The 13,801-nt window shown below is 61.9% G+C and carries 14 protein-coding genes and 1 other RNA gene; 9 read left to right on the top strand and 6 right to left on the bottom strand.

All coding sequences use genetic code 11. The annotated features are described in order from the left end of the window. Positions 1 to 2: 2 nt before the first annotated feature. The 3 genes from gmk to Q7J44_RS06015 all read left to right on the top strand — a co-directional run bounded on the left by gmk (position 3) and on the right by Q7J44_RS06015 (position 3,221). Positions 3 to 623 carry a guanylate kinase gene (gene gmk, locus Q7J44_RS06025; protein WP_304877963.1) on the top strand — a complete coding sequence of 207 codons (621 nt, stop codon included), beginning with the start codon at positions 3 to 5 and terminating at the stop codon, positions 621 to 623. 41 nt (positions 624 to 664) lie between these two features. Continuing rightward, positions 665 to 868: a DNA-directed RNA polymerase subunit omega gene (gene rpoZ / locus Q7J44_RS06020; protein WP_034112498.1), complete on the top strand. Its 204-nt coding sequence runs from the start codon at positions 665 to 667 to the stop codon at positions 866 to 868. 94 nt (positions 869 to 962) lie between these two features. Further along, positions 963 to 3,221: a bifunctional (p)ppGpp synthetase/guanosine-3',5'-bis(diphosphate) 3'-pyrophosphohydrolase gene (locus tag Q7J44_RS06015; protein ID WP_304877960.1), complete on the top strand. Its 2,259-nt coding sequence runs from the start codon at positions 963 to 965 to the stop codon at positions 3,219 to 3,221. Here Q7J44_RS06015 and greB read toward each other — a convergent pair. Next, entirely contained in the window at positions 3,160 to 3,759 is a 600-nt protein-coding gene (gene greB / locus Q7J44_RS06010; protein ID WP_304877958.1) for a transcription elongation factor GreB, read from the bottom strand. The genes Q7J44_RS06015 and greB overlap by 62 nt on opposite strands. Positions 3,760 to 3,889: 130 nt before the next feature. Between greB and Q7J44_RS06005 the strand changes: the two genes are divergently transcribed. Continuing rightward, positions 3,890 to 4,777: an alpha/beta fold hydrolase gene (locus Q7J44_RS06005; protein ID WP_045531539.1), complete on the top strand. Its 888-nt coding sequence runs from the start codon at positions 3,890 to 3,892 to the stop codon at positions 4,775 to 4,777. A gap of 9 nt (positions 4,778 to 4,786) precedes the next feature. Here Q7J44_RS06005 and Q7J44_RS06000 read toward each other — a convergent pair whose 3' ends face one another. Beyond that, positions 4,787 to 5,620, bottom strand: coding sequence for an undecaprenyl-diphosphate phosphatase (locus tag Q7J44_RS06000; RefSeq protein WP_304877955.1), 834 nt, complete (start codon positions 5,618 to 5,620; stop codon positions 4,787 to 4,789). A gap of 115 nt (positions 5,621 to 5,735) precedes the next feature. On the opposite strand from Q7J44_RS06000, the gene ffs reads away from it, so the two are divergent. The 5 genes from ffs (at position 5,736) to Q7J44_RS05975 (ending at position 10,092) form a co-directional block, all read left to right on the top strand. Beyond that, an RNA gene (gene ffs / locus Q7J44_RS05995) (signal recognition particle sRNA small type) lies at positions 5,736 to 5,832 on the top strand. A 66-nt stretch (positions 5,833 to 5,898) separates the two neighbouring features. Further along, positions 5,899 to 6,231 (top strand): thioredoxin TrxA, encoded by a 333-nt coding sequence (trxA, locus tag Q7J44_RS05990; protein ID WP_034112508.1) that lies wholly within the window; start codon positions 5,899 to 5,901, stop codon positions 6,229 to 6,231. Positions 6,232 to 6,523: 292 nt separating this feature from the next. Beyond that, the gene (rho, locus tag Q7J44_RS05985) at positions 6,524 to 7,786 is read left to right on the top strand and encodes a transcription termination factor Rho (RefSeq protein ID WP_304877952.1); all 1,263 of its coding nucleotides are present in this window, start codon (positions 6,524 to 6,526) and stop codon (positions 7,784 to 7,786) included. Between the two features lie 109 nt (positions 7,787 to 7,895). Then, a complete protein-coding gene (locus Q7J44_RS05980; protein WP_304877950.1) occupies positions 7,896 to 8,180 on the top strand; it encodes a type B 50S ribosomal protein L31 in 285 nt (94 codons plus the stop codon). Positions 8,181 to 8,352: 172 nt separating this feature from the next. Next, complete coding sequence (locus Q7J44_RS05975) at positions 8,353 to 10,092, top strand: hypothetical protein (protein WP_304877948.1); 1,740 nt, start codon at positions 8,353 to 8,355, stop codon at positions 10,090 to 10,092. A gap of 52 nt (positions 10,093 to 10,144) precedes the next feature. On the opposite strand, the gene phoR is transcribed toward Q7J44_RS05975, so the two are convergent. From phoR to pstB, 4 genes are read right to left on the bottom strand one after another with little or no spacing between them, the layout of a single operon-like run. Further along, positions 10,145 to 11,464 carry a phosphate regulon sensor histidine kinase PhoR gene (gene phoR, locus Q7J44_RS05970; RefSeq protein ID WP_304877946.1) on the bottom strand — a complete coding sequence of 440 codons (1,320 nt, stop codon included), beginning with the start codon at positions 11,462 to 11,464 and terminating at the stop codon, positions 10,145 to 10,147. Beyond that, entirely contained in the window at positions 11,461 to 12,192 is a 732-nt protein-coding gene (gene phoB, locus Q7J44_RS05965) for a phosphate regulon transcriptional regulator PhoB (protein ID WP_304877944.1), read from the bottom strand. The genes phoR and phoB overlap by 4 nt, the downstream gene beginning before the upstream one ends. Positions 12,193 to 12,220: 28 nt before the next feature. Then, positions 12,221 to 12,922, bottom strand: a complete 702-nt coding sequence (phoU, locus tag Q7J44_RS05960) for a phosphate signaling complex protein PhoU (RefSeq protein WP_304877942.1) — start codon at positions 12,920 to 12,922, stop codon at positions 12,221 to 12,223. A 50-nt stretch (positions 12,923 to 12,972) separates the two neighbouring features. Beyond that, complete coding sequence (pstB, locus tag Q7J44_RS05955; protein WP_304877940.1) at positions 12,973 to 13,779, bottom strand: phosphate ABC transporter ATP-binding protein PstB; 807 nt, start codon at positions 13,777 to 13,779, stop codon at positions 12,973 to 12,975. Between the last annotated feature and the right edge of the window lie 22 nt (positions 13,780 to 13,801).

Here is a 13,801-nt window from a genome sequence, read left to right as displayed (position 1 = left end):
AGATGGATTACCCCGGCAACCTTTACGTGGTCTGTGCCGCCAGCGGCACCGGCAAATCGAGCCTCGTCAAGGCGTGGCGGCAAGCCGATACGCTGCTGGCCTTGTCGATCTCGCACACCACCCGGGCCCCGCGGGGCCAAGAGCGCAATGGGCGCGAATACCACTTTGTGAGCGCCCAGACCTTTGACCAGTTGCTGGCAGCGGGGGCCTTCGTCGAGTGGGCGCACGTGCACGGCCAGCGCTACGGCACCTCGCACCTGGCGCTGGCCGAGGCGCTGCGCAACGGGGCCGACCTGGTGCTCGAGATCGACTACCAGGGCGCCCTGCAGATCAAGCAACAATTCCCGCATGCGGCCCTGATTTTCGTGCTTCCCCCCAGTTGGGAGGAGCTGCGCACCAGGCTGCAACGGCGCGCCGAAGACAGCGCCGAGGTGATCGAGCTGCGGCTGCGCAACGCCGTGCAAGAGGTGGCCCAAGTCGATCGCTTCGACTTCGTTATAATCAATGATTCATTTGAGCGCGCCCTGTCTGATCTGCAGTCGATCGCCCACGCCCAGCGCTTGCGTGTGGCCACCCAGCGCCGCCGGCGTGCGGACACCTTCAGCGCGCTGCAAATCGCTTGATCCCTCTCCCCATCCTCCCCACACAACCTTTTTGCACACCCATGGCCCGCATCACCGTCGAAGACTGTCTGGAAAAAATCCCCAACCGCTTCCAGCTCGTGTTGGCCGCCACCTACCGGGCGCGCATGCTCAACCAGGGCCACACGCCCAAGGTCGAGAGCAAGAACAAATCGGTTGTGACCGCCCTGCGCGAAATTGCCGACGGCAAAATCGGGCTGGAAATGCTCAAAAAAGTGCCTTCCTGAGCCCCCAACCCGGGCTGCGCTGCCGCTCAGCGCCGGGTAAATTTTGGCGTTGGTTCTGCACGCCAGCGCCGTTCCGGCTAAAGTAGGGCTTACCATGAGCGACGAAGTCATCGCAAGCCCACGTGCCAATGCCCCAGCGGCACCGTCGGCCGCTGTTGCGGCCAGTTTTTCTGCGCTCGAATCGGCCCTAGATTACCTCAACGCCGCCGAAATCGAGCAGGTGCGGCTAGCCTTTCGCTTTGCCGACCAAGCCCACTTGGGGCAGTTGCGCAACAACGGCGATCCCTACGTGACGCACCCGATTGCCGTCGCGCTGCAGTGCACCGAATGGAAACTCGACGCCCAAGCCCTGTGCGCGGCCCTGATGCACGATGTGCTCGAAGACTGCGGCTGCTCCAAAGCCGACTTGGTGCAACAGTTCGGCCCCCAAGTGGCCGATCTGGTCGATGGACTGACCAAGCTCGACAAGCTCGAATTCGACAGCCGCGAGCAAAACCAAGCCGAATCCTTTCGCAAGATGCTGCTGGCCATGGCGCGCGACGTGCGCGTGATCCTCATCAAGCTGGCCGACCGCACCCACAACATGCGCACCCTGGGCGACATGCCGCGCCGCAAATGGAGCCGCATCAGCACCGAAACGCTGGAAATCTACGCCCCCATCGCGCACCGCTTGGGCCTGAACAACAACTACCGCGAGTTGCAAGATCTCGCCTTCAGGCACCTGCACCCGTGGCGCTACCAGGCGCTGTCCAAGGCGCTGGAAAAATCGCGCAACCGGCGCCAAGACTTGGTGGCCAAAGTGCGCGGTGAAGTCGAGGGGGCCTTGTTGCGCCACGGGCTGGAAGCGCGCATCGTCGGGCGCGAAAAAACGCTGTTTTCCATCTACAACAAAATGGACAGCAAGCACCTGTCCTTTGCCCAAGTCACCGACCTCTACGGCTTTCGCGTCATCCTGCCTGAGCTGCTCGATTGCTACCGGGCGCTGGGCATCTTGCACCAAATTTACAAACCGCTGCCGGACAAGTTCCGCGACTACATCGCCATCGCCAAGATGAATGGCTACCAGTCGCTGCACACCACGCTGGTGGGGCCGTTTGGTGCCAACATCGAGTTCCAGTTGCGCACCCCGGCCATGGATGTGGTGGCCGAATCGGGCGTGGCCGCGCACTGGCTCTACAAGGCCAGCGCCGCCGATGGTCCGGTGCAGCAAGAACCCGACGCGCGCTGGCTGCAATCGCTGCTTGACATCCAACAAGTCAGCCAAGACGCAGCCGAGTTCTGGGACCACATCAAAATCGACCTGTTCCCCGATTCGGTCTATGTGTTCACGCCCAAGAGCCGCATCCTCACGCTGGCGCACGGGGCCACGGTGGTGGATTTTGCCTACACCATCCACTCCGACGTGGGCAACCGCGCCATCGGGGCCAAAATCAACGGCGAACAGGTGCCCTTGAGCACCCGGCTCAAAAATGGCGATATGGTAGAGATCCTCACCTCGCCGCACGCGCAGCCCAACCCGAGCTGGCTCGGTTTTGTCAAAACCGGGCGTGCACGCTCCAAGATCCGGCACCACCTGAAAACGCTGGCGCTGGAGGAGTCGCACGCGCTGGGCGAGCGGCTGCTGCTGCAGGCCTTGCGCGCCGAGGGCTTCATCGGCCTGCCCGACGAGACCGATGCCGCCCACCAAGCCACATGGGACAAGCTGCTGCGCTTTACCGGCAACCGCAACCGCCGCGAACTGCTCACCGACCTCGGGCTGGGCAAGCGCATTGCGGGCATGGTGTCCAAGAAGCTGGCGGCGCTGCTGGGCGAGATCGGCCACAAGCCCGATGTGCTTTTAATCAGCCAAGAGCGCTACGGCATAGCCGCCGAAGACCAAGCCAGCCAAGGCGTGGTTTCGCTCGACGGCAGCGAAGGCGCCTCGGTGCAATACGCCGACTGCTGCCTGCCCATTCCGGGCGACCGCATCGTGGGCTACTTGGGCAAGGGCGACGGCTTGGTGGTGCACACCGACGACTGCCCCACCGGCAAACGCCTGCTGCACCGCGACAGCGAGCGCTTCCTAGAGGTCGAGTGGGCCGAGGAACCCACGCGCGCCTTCGAGACCAGCGTGCTCGTCACCGTCAACAACGGCACCGGCGTGCTGGCCAAGGTGGCGGCGGCGCTGGCGGCGGCGGATGCCGACATCACGCACCTGCACATGGGCGACGAGCGCGGCCAGAGCACCATCGACCTGCGCTTTGCGCTGGCGGTGCGCGACCGGGTGCATTTGGCGCGGGTGCTGCGCCAGCTCAAGCGCACGCCGGCGGTGGTGCGGGCTCAGCGCCTGCGGCCGCAGCGGCCGGGTAGCTGACCTCGATCACCTCCAGCAGCTCCCAGCCTGCCGGGGTGCGCAAGCGCACCTCGTCACCCACGCGCGCCTTCAGCAGGGCCTGCGCCACCGGGGCCACCCAACTGATCTGACCCAGACTGGGGTCGGCTTCGTCGATGCCCAGAATGGTGACGCAGGTCTGGCTGCCGTCGGCGCGGGCAAACACCACGCTGGCCCCAAAAAACACCTGTTCGCTGCCGTGCTGCAAAGCGGGATCGACCACCACTGCGATTTCCAGGCGTTTGCACAAAAAACGGATGCGGCGGTCGATCTCGCGCAGGCGTTTTTTGCCGTACAGGTAGTCGCCGTTTTCCGAGCGGTCGCCGTTGCTGGCGGCCCAGTGCACCACCTCGACCACGCGCGGGCGCTCGACGTCGAGCAGATGCAGCAGCTCGGCGCGCAGCCGCGCATGGCCGGCGGGCGTGATGTAGTTCTTGCCGCCGGCAGGCAGCGGCGCTGCGCCAGCGGTGGCATCGTCGTCGTCGTCGTGATCGGTTTCTTTGGTGAAGGCTTTGCTCATGGGGCGGGTGCCATTTTGGGGCGTTCTTTCAACAGCGCATTGTCCCGGATGTGGTGGCCACCTGGGCGACCGCTTCGGACGCCCTTCTAGGCGAAAATCCCAGCTGCACCCATCACCCGAAACCCAATCCATGTCATCGACCGATTCCCTAAGTGCCTCCACCAGACCCCGGATCGTGTTTTCACACGCCAACAGCTTTCCCGGTCCCACCTACCGCGTGCTGTTTGAGCGCTTGCAGCAACTGGGCTACGCGGTGCGCGCGCCCGAGAAGTTTGGCCACGACCCGGCCTACCCAGTCAGCAGCAACTGGCCGCACCTGGTGCAGCAACTGGCCGATTTCGTGCTGCGCGAGTACGCCAGCGCGGCCGATCGGGAGTCCCCCCTGTATCTGGTGGGCCATTCGCTGGGCGGCTACCTGAGCCTGATGTGCGCCGCCAAATTCCCGCTGCTGGGCGGCCGGCCGGTGGCCGGCGTGGTGCTGCTCGACTCCCCGCTGCTCAGTGGCTGGCGCGCCCGCGCGCTGCAAGCGGCCAAGCAGACGCGGCTCATCGGTGCCGTCTCGCCGGGGCAGGTCAGCCGCAAGCGGCGCAACAGCTGGGCCAGCGCCGAGGAAGCGCTGGCGCACTTCGCCCACAAAAAAGCTTTTGCGCGCTGGGACGAACGGGTGCTGCGCGACTACATTGCCCACGGCACGCACGAGGCCGCCACGGCGCAGGGCAGCAAGCGCGTGCTCAGCTTTGAGCGCGAAGTCGAAACCGCCATCTACAACACCTTGCCGGACCACTTCGACCGGCTGCTGCGCCGCCACCCGCTGGCGTGCCCGCTGGCCTTCGTCGGCGGCAGCGAATCGGTGGAGCTGCGCCAAGTGGGCATGGGGCTCACGCACAAGCTGGTGGGCCACACGCCCAGCGACCGGCTGCAAACCCTGGAGGGCAGCCACCTGTTCCCGATGGAGCGGCCCGAGGAAAGCGCGCTGGCCATCGACCGGGCGCTGCGCAGCTTCGCCGGCGGCTCCTGAGGGGGGCTTTCAGCGCGTCCAGTCCACCCAGCCCATGTAGGCGGTGAGCAGCACCAGCAGCCCGAAGGCAATCCGGTACCAGGCAAAGGGCACGAAGGTGTGCTGCGCCACGTAACGCAGCAGCCAGCGCACGCAAGCCCAAGCCGAAAGCCAGGTCACGATCATGCCGACGGCGAAAAACGGCAGATCGGCGCGCGTGAGCAGGTCTAAATTTTTAAACAAATCGTAGCCCGCCGCCCCCAGCAGCATCGGGATCGAGAGAAAAAAGCTGAACTCGGTGGCGGCGCGGCGCGAAAAGCCAAAAGCCATGGCCCCGATGATGGTGGCGCCCGAGCGGCTCACGCCCGGCACCAGCGCCAGGCACTGGATCAACCCGACGGTGAGCGAGTCGCGCCAGCCCACCGCGTCCACCTCTTGGATGCGCTGCGGCGGCTGGCGTGCCTGCCGCGCCTCCACCCACAAGATCACCAGCCCGCCCGAGATGAACGTGAAGGCCACCACCAGCGGGTTGAACAGCACCCCGGTGATGAAGTCGAAAAACAACACTCCCAGCAGCACCGCCGGCAGGCAACCGATAAACAGGTTGCTGGTGAAGCGCCACGCCACCGCGTCGCCGCGCGGTAGCCCTTGCGCGGTGGCCCACAACCGCTCCAGAAAGACCGAGACGATCGCCAAAAGCGCCCCAACCTGGATCACCACCTCGAACAGCCGCACCTTCTCGCCATACAGCCCGAGCAGCGCCGAGGTCAGAATCAGGTGCCCGGTAGATGAAATCGGCAAAAATTCGGTAATGCCCTGCACCAACCCCATCACGGCGGCCTTGAGCAATAAAACGATGTCCATCGAGCGCTACAAAAACAAAAGCCGCAGTGTAACGCCCACCCTCTGGCCTGCGCACCCAGCGGCCTTAAGCGCACTCGCCTGCGCGCACTCAGCACATTGGCATACAATCGACCCCGACGGGCCTTCCCGCATGGAGAAGCGGCCAACCGGGTCAGGTGGGGACCCAAGCAGCCCTAACTGTGAATCCAGTGCCGGGGTCGAGGCTCGTCACCCCCCCCCCATTTTTCCCGAACCCGCCCTAAGTTCCGCAGCGACTCAAAATAGCGAGGCAATCCCACATGGCCAATCCCCTGATCAAGCAAGTCACCGACAGCAGCTTCGATGCCGACGTGCTCAAGTCCTCCCTGCCGGTGTTGGTCGATTTTTGGGCCGAGTGGTGTGGCCCCTGTCGCACTGTGGCGCCCATTCTGGATGAACTGGCCACCCACTACCAGGGCAAGTTGCAGATCGCCAAAATCAACGTCGATGAAAGCCGTGCGGTGCCGGCCCAGTTCGGCATTCGCGGCATCCCTACGCTAATGCTGTTCAAAGACGGCAAAGTGGCGGCCACCAAGGTGGGCGCCCTCAACAAGTCCCAACTGAGCGCCTTCATCGACCCCAACTTGGCCTAATTCGGGCCCTGCTGCAAGCTGCAAAGCCTCGCCATAGCCGGCCCAACCGACAGACTGGCGCTAGCTATTGCAGCCTCGGGCCAGCCCTACCCAGTTTGGCTCGTGGGCGTGTTTTCCTGTCATAATCAGACCACGCAGCGAACAACGCGGCTTCTCAAGAAAGCCGCCTTCGATCTGCCCGCCCCCAGTCTGCCTTGGGTTGCGGCCCACCCATCCGGGTCGCACTGTCCTGCAGCCAAATCCCTGTATTTCCGTACCCCTATTTCCCCGACTCCTCGCAGGAGCTCACCCCATGCACCTTAACGAACTCAAGGCCTTGCACGTCTCGGAAGTGCTCAAGCAGGCCGACGCGCTGGAAATCGAAAACACCGGCCGCATGCGCAAACAGGAGCTGATGTTTGCCATCATCAAAAAGCGCGCCAAGACCGGCGAGCAGGTGTTTGCCGACGGCGTGCTCGAGGTGCTACCCGACGGCTTTGGTTTCCTGCGCAACATGGACACCAGCTTCACCGCCTCCACCGACGACATCTACATCTCGCCCAGCCAGATCCGGCGCTTCAACCTGCACACCGGCGACATGATCGAAGGCGAGGTGCGCACGCCCAAAGACGGCGAGCGCTACTTCGCCCTCAACAAGCTCGACAAAATCAACGGCCTGTCGCCCGAGCACAACCAGCACAAGGTGATGTTCGAGAACCTCACGCCGCTGTTTCCGCAGCAGCAGATGCGGCTCGAGCGCGAGATCAAGACCGAAGAAAACATCACCGGCCGCGTGATCGACCTGATCGCGCCCATCGGCAAGGGCCAGCGCGGCCTGATCGTGGCCCCGCCCAAGAGCGGCAAAACGGTGATGATGCAGACCATCGCCCACGCCTTGGCGGCCAACTACCCCGAAGTCACGCTGATGGTGCTGCTGGTCGATGAGCGCCCCGAAGAAGTCACCGAGATGCAGCGCACCGTCAAGGGCGAAGTGATCTCCTCCACCTTTGACGAACCGGCCACACGCCACGTGCACGTGGCCGAAATGGTGATCGAGCGCGCCAAGCGCTTGGTCGAGCTGAAAAAAGACGTGGTGATTTTGCTGGACTCGATCACCCGCCTGGCCCGCGCTTACAACAACGTACTGCCCTCGTCGGGCAAGGTACTGAGTGGCGGGGTGGACTCCAACGCCCTGCAGCGGCCCAAGCGCTTCTTTGGCGCTGCACGCAAAATCGAAGAAGGTGGCTCGCTCACCATCATCGCCACCGCGCTGGTGGACACCGGTAGCCGCATGGACGAGGTGATCTTTGAAGAATTCAAGGGCACCGGCAATTGCGAGATCCACCTGGACCGCCGCCTGTACGAAAAGCGGGTTTTTCCATCGATTCAGCTCAACCGCAGCGGTACCCGCCGCGAAGAACTGCTGCTGCAACCCGAGATTCTGCAAAAGACCCGCATCTTGCGCCAGTTCATGTACAACATGGACGAAATCGAGGCGATGGAGATGGTGCTCAAGAGCATGAAGTCGACCAAGAACAACTCCGAGTTCTTCGACATGATGCGTCGGGGCGGTTGATTCCGGATTTTCCATTTTCCCTGGCTATAATCAAAGGCTTTGCAACTTGCTGGCAAGTACGGGAAAACGGTTTTCCCGCGGCTGTCGCACCTGAACTTAAGGAAACGTCATGAAAGACGGCATTCACCCCAACTACCGCGAAGTCTGCTTCGTTGACCTCTCCAACGGCTTCAAATTCGTGACACGCTCTTGCGCCAACACGAAAGAAATGGTCAAAATGGAAGACGGTCGCGAATTGCCGCTGTTCAAGCTGGATACCTCCAGCGAATCGCACCCCTTCTACACCGGCACCCAGAAGAGCGTGGACAACATGGGCGGCCGCGTTGAGCGTTTCCGCAACCGTTACGGCAAGGGCACCGCTGCAGCCGCTGCGCCAGCACCTGCCGCCGAGTAAGCCGGTCAACGTCCGAACCGCACCCGGTTTTCGGTACGCTCCCGCAAAAAACAGCCGGTTCACCGGCTGTTTTTTTTTACCTTTTCGACCTTGATCAGCCCGCACGCATGCCGCGGGCCCGGCCCCTATACCGGTTGCTCAGGCCCATGAAACGCCCTGTATATTCTGCGCAGTGAACACCAGCACCCCTGCTATCGTCAGCCAGTCGGCTGTGCGCCGCCTGCCACGGCTCGCGCTCATTCTTTTCTGTGTGGCCTATGTGCTGCCGGGCTTTCTCGGGCGTGAGCCCTGGAAAAACGCCGATGTCACCGCCTTTGGCGTCATGCTGGAAATGGCTGCGGGCCATTCCAGTTGGTGGCAGCCGCAGGTATTGGGTATCGCGGCTGAAGAAGCTGGTCCACTGCCTTACTGGTTGGGCGCGCTGTTCATCCAACTGCTGCCGTTCTTGCCCGCCGATATGGCGGCGAGACTGCCCTTTGGTCTGCTGCTGGCACTCACCCTGGTTTGCACCTGGTACGCCGTGTACCAGCTGGCGCGCCAACCCGCTGCACAGCCCGTGAGCTTTGCGTTTGGCGGTGAAGCGAAGCCCACCGACTACGCACGCGCCATGGCAGACGCCGGCCTGCTGGCTCTGGTGGCTTGCCTGGGTTTGGCCCAGTTGTCGCATGAAACCACGCCAGACTTGGCACGGCTCGCCATGGTTTCAGCCATGTTGTACAGCGCAGCCACGCTGGCACAAACCGACATGCGCACGGCAGCACGCACGCTCGCTGTGTGGGCGCTGTCGGCTTTGGCACTGGTGCTCAGTGGAGCGCCCTGGATCACCGCATGGCTGGGCTCAGGCCTTTTGTTGGCTGTGTTTCTGGCACATCGCGCCCGGCAAGCAGCGAACGACCTGTCGGGCTACGGAGCGCAAGACAAGGGAACTCCGACATGGCACAAGCCCTTGTTGTGGGCGACTTCGCTGCTGGTGCTGGTGCTGCTTGGTTCGGCTTTGGCCGGACTGGTGCCTGCGGCCAAACTTCAAACCCCTCTGAGCGATGTCAACTGGAGCAGTTGGGGGCGCCTGCTGCTCTGGTTCACTTGGCCAGCATGGCCACTGGTACTGTGGACGCTGTGGCGCTGGCGCCAGAAATTGCTTCAACCCCATGTCGCACTGCCGTTGTGGGCTGCAACAGTCAGCGTGGTTGACAGCCTCTTGTCGCCCGAACGGGACCGCGCCCTGCTGCTGGCACTGCCTGCGCTGGCTGCGCTGGCTGCCTTTGCACTGCCCACGCTGCGGCGCAGCGTATCGGCGCTGATCGACTGGTTCACACTGCTCTTCTTTAGCGGCTGCGGGCTGATGATCTGGGTGATTTGGTTCGCCATGGTGACGGGGGTACCCGCCAAGCCGGCAGCCAACGTGGCGAAACTGGCGCCCGGCTACGTGCCCGAGTTCTCCCTGTTTTTGTTTGCGGTAGCCGCGCTGGCCACCGGGGCCTGGATCTGGCTCGTGGCCTGGCGCGTAGGCAAGCACCGCGAAGCCATCTGGAAAAGCCTGGTGTTGCCCGCCGCAGGCAGCACCTTGTGCTGGCTGTTGCTCATGACGCTGTGGCTGCCGCTGCTGGACTTTGGACGCAGCTACGGCCCGATCTCGCGCCGCATTGCCAGCATGGTGCCACCGCAAACCTGCGTGTTGGTTGACGGGCTCTCGCAGGCACAAATTGCTGCACTGCAGTACCACGGCAGTCTGACGCTGAAACGCAGCACCAGCGGCCCAGCGCCTGCTTGCCGTACGTTGGTGGTGACCCCCAGCAACCGACACACGCTGGACCAACGCGTCGACCTCACGCAATGGGCTTACAAGGCCACCATACGGCGATTGAGCGACAGCAAGGAAAGCTTGCTGGTTTATCAGCGGGTGGACGGGTAAGAAACACCTGCGGTGACGATACCGAAGGGCAGCACGGTGTAAAGATCAAGCATCAGCCCGTCACCCGAGCACGCACACGCGTAGGCGGTAGAACAATCACGAACGTGGAGCCTTGGCCGAGCACACTTTGCACCTCCACCTGCCCGCCGTGGCGCTGCGTCACGTGTTTCACAATGGCCAGGCCGAGGCCCGTGCCACCGGTTTCGCGGGACCGGCTGCGGTCCACACGGTAGAAGCGCTCGGTCAGACGGGGCAGGTGCTCCGCTGCAATACCGGGGCCGGTGTCTTGAACAAAGAATTCGCCGAAACCATCTTTCCGCAAACGCCAACCCGCCTCGATACGCCCTCCCCCTGGGGTGTAGCGCACCGCATTGCTCAACAGATTGGACATGGCGCTGAGCAATTCGGTTTTGGCACCGGAAACCCAGAAAGCTGTCGTCTCCAGCGGCGCAATGGCATGCGGTGGCTTGGCAATGGCCTGAGAAAGCCCACGTGCTTCCTGGATCACGTGGCCCAGCAACTCGTCGCTGGATATCCACTCCCCTGGACCCGGGGCCGGACTGCCTTCAAGCCGGGAGAGCGTTAACAAGTCGCTCACCAACGTTTGCATGCGCTGCGCCTGCTGGCTCATCAGGCCCAGGTAGCGTTCGCGGTCAGGCTCTTCCAGAGGAATGGTCTGCATGGTTTCCACGAAACCACTCAACACGGTGAGCGGCGTCCGAATTTCATGCGAAACGTTGGCCACAAAGTCCCGGCGCATAGCTTCGGCCAATTGCACGGCCGTCACATCGCGGGTGAGCATGAGCTTGCGTTTTTTGCCGTAGGGATGGATCTGCAGTGAAATCTTGGAGGGCTGCGACGGCCGGACGCCTGGGCCGTCAATCTGGATCTCGGAAGAAAAATCGCCCCCAGCCAGATAAGACACAAAAGCCGGCGCACGCACCAAGTTGCGAACGTACTGCCCCAGATCGCGCTGCGGATCAAAACCCAGTTGGCTGGCTGCGGTCAGGTTGGACCATTCGATGCGACCCGCCGAGTCAAGCAGAATCACGCCATTGGGCGATGCCTGAATAGCGGCAAGAAAGTCTTCCAGCCGAGCGTCGCTGTTCTGGGCTTTTTTCTCCAGCTTCTTGATCAGCTTTCGGATGCGCTCCACCACTTCACCCCAGGTGCCCGAGATATTGGGGGTGCGTGCAGCGTCGGCTTTGTTAAGCCAAAGCAGCACATTGCGCGCCCGCAAGCCGTCAAAAATACTCCAGACCAAGGCACCCACCAAGGCGCCCGCAAAGGTCCAGGACGCGGCTTCTTGTGCCCAACCCCACACCGCTCCCAGCGCCACCAGGAACAGCAACTCAATCGCACGACGGGTCATGCGATCGGCGAATTGGTGTCCTGTGCCGGGCGACCCGTGTGATTGACTGCCGTGATGCGGTAACCCGCACCCCGCACGGTCTCCACCATAGTGGCGGCTTCACCCAGTGATTCCCTCAAACGTTTGACGTGCACATCCACAGTTCGCTCCTCGATAAAGACATGGTCCCCCCATATCTTGTCAAGCAGCGTACCACGGGTATGCACCCTTTCTGCGTGCTTCATGAGGTAGTGCAAAAGCTTGAATTCGGTCGGTCCGACCTTGAGCTCCTGTCCACGAAAACTGACACGGTAGGTGCCAGCATCAAGCATCAGTTCACCGACCTGTACCGAGTCGTTGACAATCTCAGGCGCACGCCGGCGCAACACAGCGCGGATGCGCGCCAACAATTCCTGGGTGGAAAACGGCTTGGTGATGTAGTCGTCGGCACCCGCGTCCAACCCCTGAACCTTGTCCGACTCATCGCTGCGCGCCGTGAGCATGAGGATGGGTACGGTTTTTGTACGTTCCTGCTTGCGCCACTGGCGCGCCAGTGAAGCGCCACTCTCTCCAGGCAACATCCAGTCAAGCAAGATCACGTCGGGCAACACCGCATCGACTTCACGCTGCGCGGCTGCACCGTCGAACACCACCGTAGGCGCAAAACCGTTGTGGCGCAGGTTGACCGCGATCAACTCGGCAATGGCCGGCTCATCCTCCACCACCAAGACACGGGGGAGCTTCCTCATGACTCCCCTCCCAAGCTGCGTACTTCACTCATCTGGCGACCGATTCCACGTTGTGCATCGACGTGTGACGCACATCTTCGCCTTTGACGATAAAGATGATCTGCTCGGCGATATTTTTGGCATGGTCACCCACGCGCTCGATCGATTTGGCCAGGAACAGCAGGTCCAGGCTGGGGGAAATGGTGCGGGGATCTTCCATCATGTAGGTGATGAGTTTGCGCAGAAAACCGTCGTACTCCTGATCAATTTCATCGTCGCCTTTGATGATGGCCACCGCCATGGTGGTGTCGAGCCGGGCGAACGAGTCGAGCGATTTGCGCAGCAACGCGGCGGCCAGATCGGCAGCCACCCGCAGTTCGGAGCTGGGCAGGTTGCGCGGCGAACCGCTTTCAATAATCGATTTGACCATGCGCGCAATGCGCGCCACCTCGTCGCCGGCACGCTCCAAGTTTTGGGTGGTGCGCGAAATGGCCATCAGAAAACGCAAATCGCGTGCGGTGGGCTGGCGCCGCCCAATGGTTGAAATGATCTCGTGGTCAATCTGCACTTCCATCTGGTTGATTTTTGCCTCGTTTTCCAGCACCTGATGGGCCGATTCCAGGCTCAGGTGCACCAGTGCGTACACCGCCTGGTGCAATTGCGATTCAACCATTCCACCCATTTCGAGCACATGGGTGGAGATGGAGTTCAGTTCAGCATCGAACTGGCTGGAAATGTGTTTGTCGCTCATAAAAGCTCTCCCGAAACAAAATAAGTGGGCACAGCGAAGGTCGAACCGGATCAGCCGAAACGGCCAGTGATGTAGTCCTCGGTCTCGGTGCGCTTGGGTTTGAAGAAAATCTGCTCTGTGGCACCGAATTCGATCAATTCACCCAGGTACATATAGGCCGTGTAGTCGCTGCAACGGGCGGCCTGCTGCATGTTGTGCGTGACGATGGCGATGGTGTAGTCGCTCTTGAGTTCATGAACCAGCTCTTCCACTTTGCCGGTAGAAATCGGATCGAGCGCCGAAGTGGGCTCATCCAGCAAAAGCACCGAAGGTTTGACCGCCACGCTGCGCGCGATGCACAGACGCTGCTGCTGACCACCCGAGAGACTCATGCCATTTTGGCCAAGCTTGTCCTTGACCTCGTTCCACAACGCAGCTTTGGTCAGCGCCCATTCCACACGCTCATCCATGTCGCCCTTGTTCAGGTTTTCGTACAGCTTCACGCCAAACGCAATGTTGTCGTAAATGGTCATGGGAAACGGCGTGGGCTTCTGGAACACCATGCCAATGCGGGCACGCAGCAAATTCAAGTCTTGCTTGGGGTCCAGGATGTTCTGGCCATAGAAGTTGATCTCGCCTTCGGCCCGCTGGCCAGGATACAGGCTGTACATGCGGTTGAGCGTGCGCAGCAGGGTGGACTTGCCACAACCTGATGGACCGATGAAAGCCGTTACCTTGCGCTCCTCTATGTTCAGGTTAACGCCTTTGAGACCTTGAAATTTCCCATAAAAGAAATTGAGGTTGCGCACTTCCAGTGCGTTTTTTTGCGGCGCGTCAGCCGTTGGGAAAGGAGCCTGTGCACGAGCGGTTGCGTTCATGATGATGTCCAAAGTCGAAGAT

The sequence above is a fragment of the Pseudotabrizicola sp. genome (genome assembly GCF_030656345.1).
Lineage (GTDB): Bacteria > Pseudomonadota > Alphaproteobacteria > Rhodobacterales > Rhodobacteraceae > Pseudotabrizicola.
Note: the sequence above shows the minus strand (reverse complement) of the source record. Positions and strands in the feature narration are given on the sequence as shown.

Coding starts and splice junctions, on each gene's coding strand:
- pstB (WP_304877940.1), bottom strand. CDS start 13,779: ATGAACGCAACCGCTCGTGCACAGGCTCCTTTCCCAACGGCTGACGCG.
- Q7J44_RS06005 (WP_045531539.1), top strand. CDS start 3,890: ATGTCATCGACCGATTCCCTAAGTGCCTCCACCAGACCCCGGATCGTG.
- rho (WP_304877952.1), top strand. CDS start 6,524: ATGCACCTTAACGAACTCAAGGCCTTGCACGTCTCGGAAGTGCTCAAG.
- rpoZ (WP_034112498.1), top strand. CDS start 665: ATGGCCCGCATCACCGTCGAAGACTGTCTGGAAAAAATCCCCAACCGC.
- trxA (WP_034112508.1), top strand. CDS start 5,899: ATGGCCAATCCCCTGATCAAGCAAGTCACCGACAGCAGCTTCGATGCC.
- greB (WP_304877958.1), bottom strand. CDS start 3,759: ATGAGCAAAGCCTTCACCAAAGAAACCGATCACGACGACGACGACGAT.
- gmk (WP_304877963.1), top strand. CDS start 3: ATGGATTACCCCGGCAACCTTTACGTGGTCTGTGCCGCCAGCGGCACC.
- Q7J44_RS06000 (WP_304877955.1), bottom strand. CDS start 5,620: ATGGACATCGTTTTATTGCTCAAGGCCGCCGTGATGGGGTTGGTGCAG.
- phoB (WP_304877944.1), bottom strand. CDS start 12,192: ATGAGGAAGCTCCCCCGTGTCTTGGTGGTGGAGGATGAGCCGGCCATT.
- Q7J44_RS05980 (WP_304877950.1), top strand. CDS start 7,896: ATGAAAGACGGCATTCACCCCAACTACCGCGAAGTCTGCTTCGTTGAC.
- phoR (WP_304877946.1), bottom strand. CDS start 11,464: ATGACCCGTCGTGCGATTGAGTTGCTGTTCCTGGTGGCGCTGGGAGCG.
- Q7J44_RS06015 (WP_304877960.1), top strand. CDS start 963: ATGAGCGACGAAGTCATCGCAAGCCCACGTGCCAATGCCCCAGCGGCA.
- phoU (WP_304877942.1), bottom strand. CDS start 12,922: ATGAGCGACAAACACATTTCCAGCCAGTTCGATGCTGAACTGAACTCC.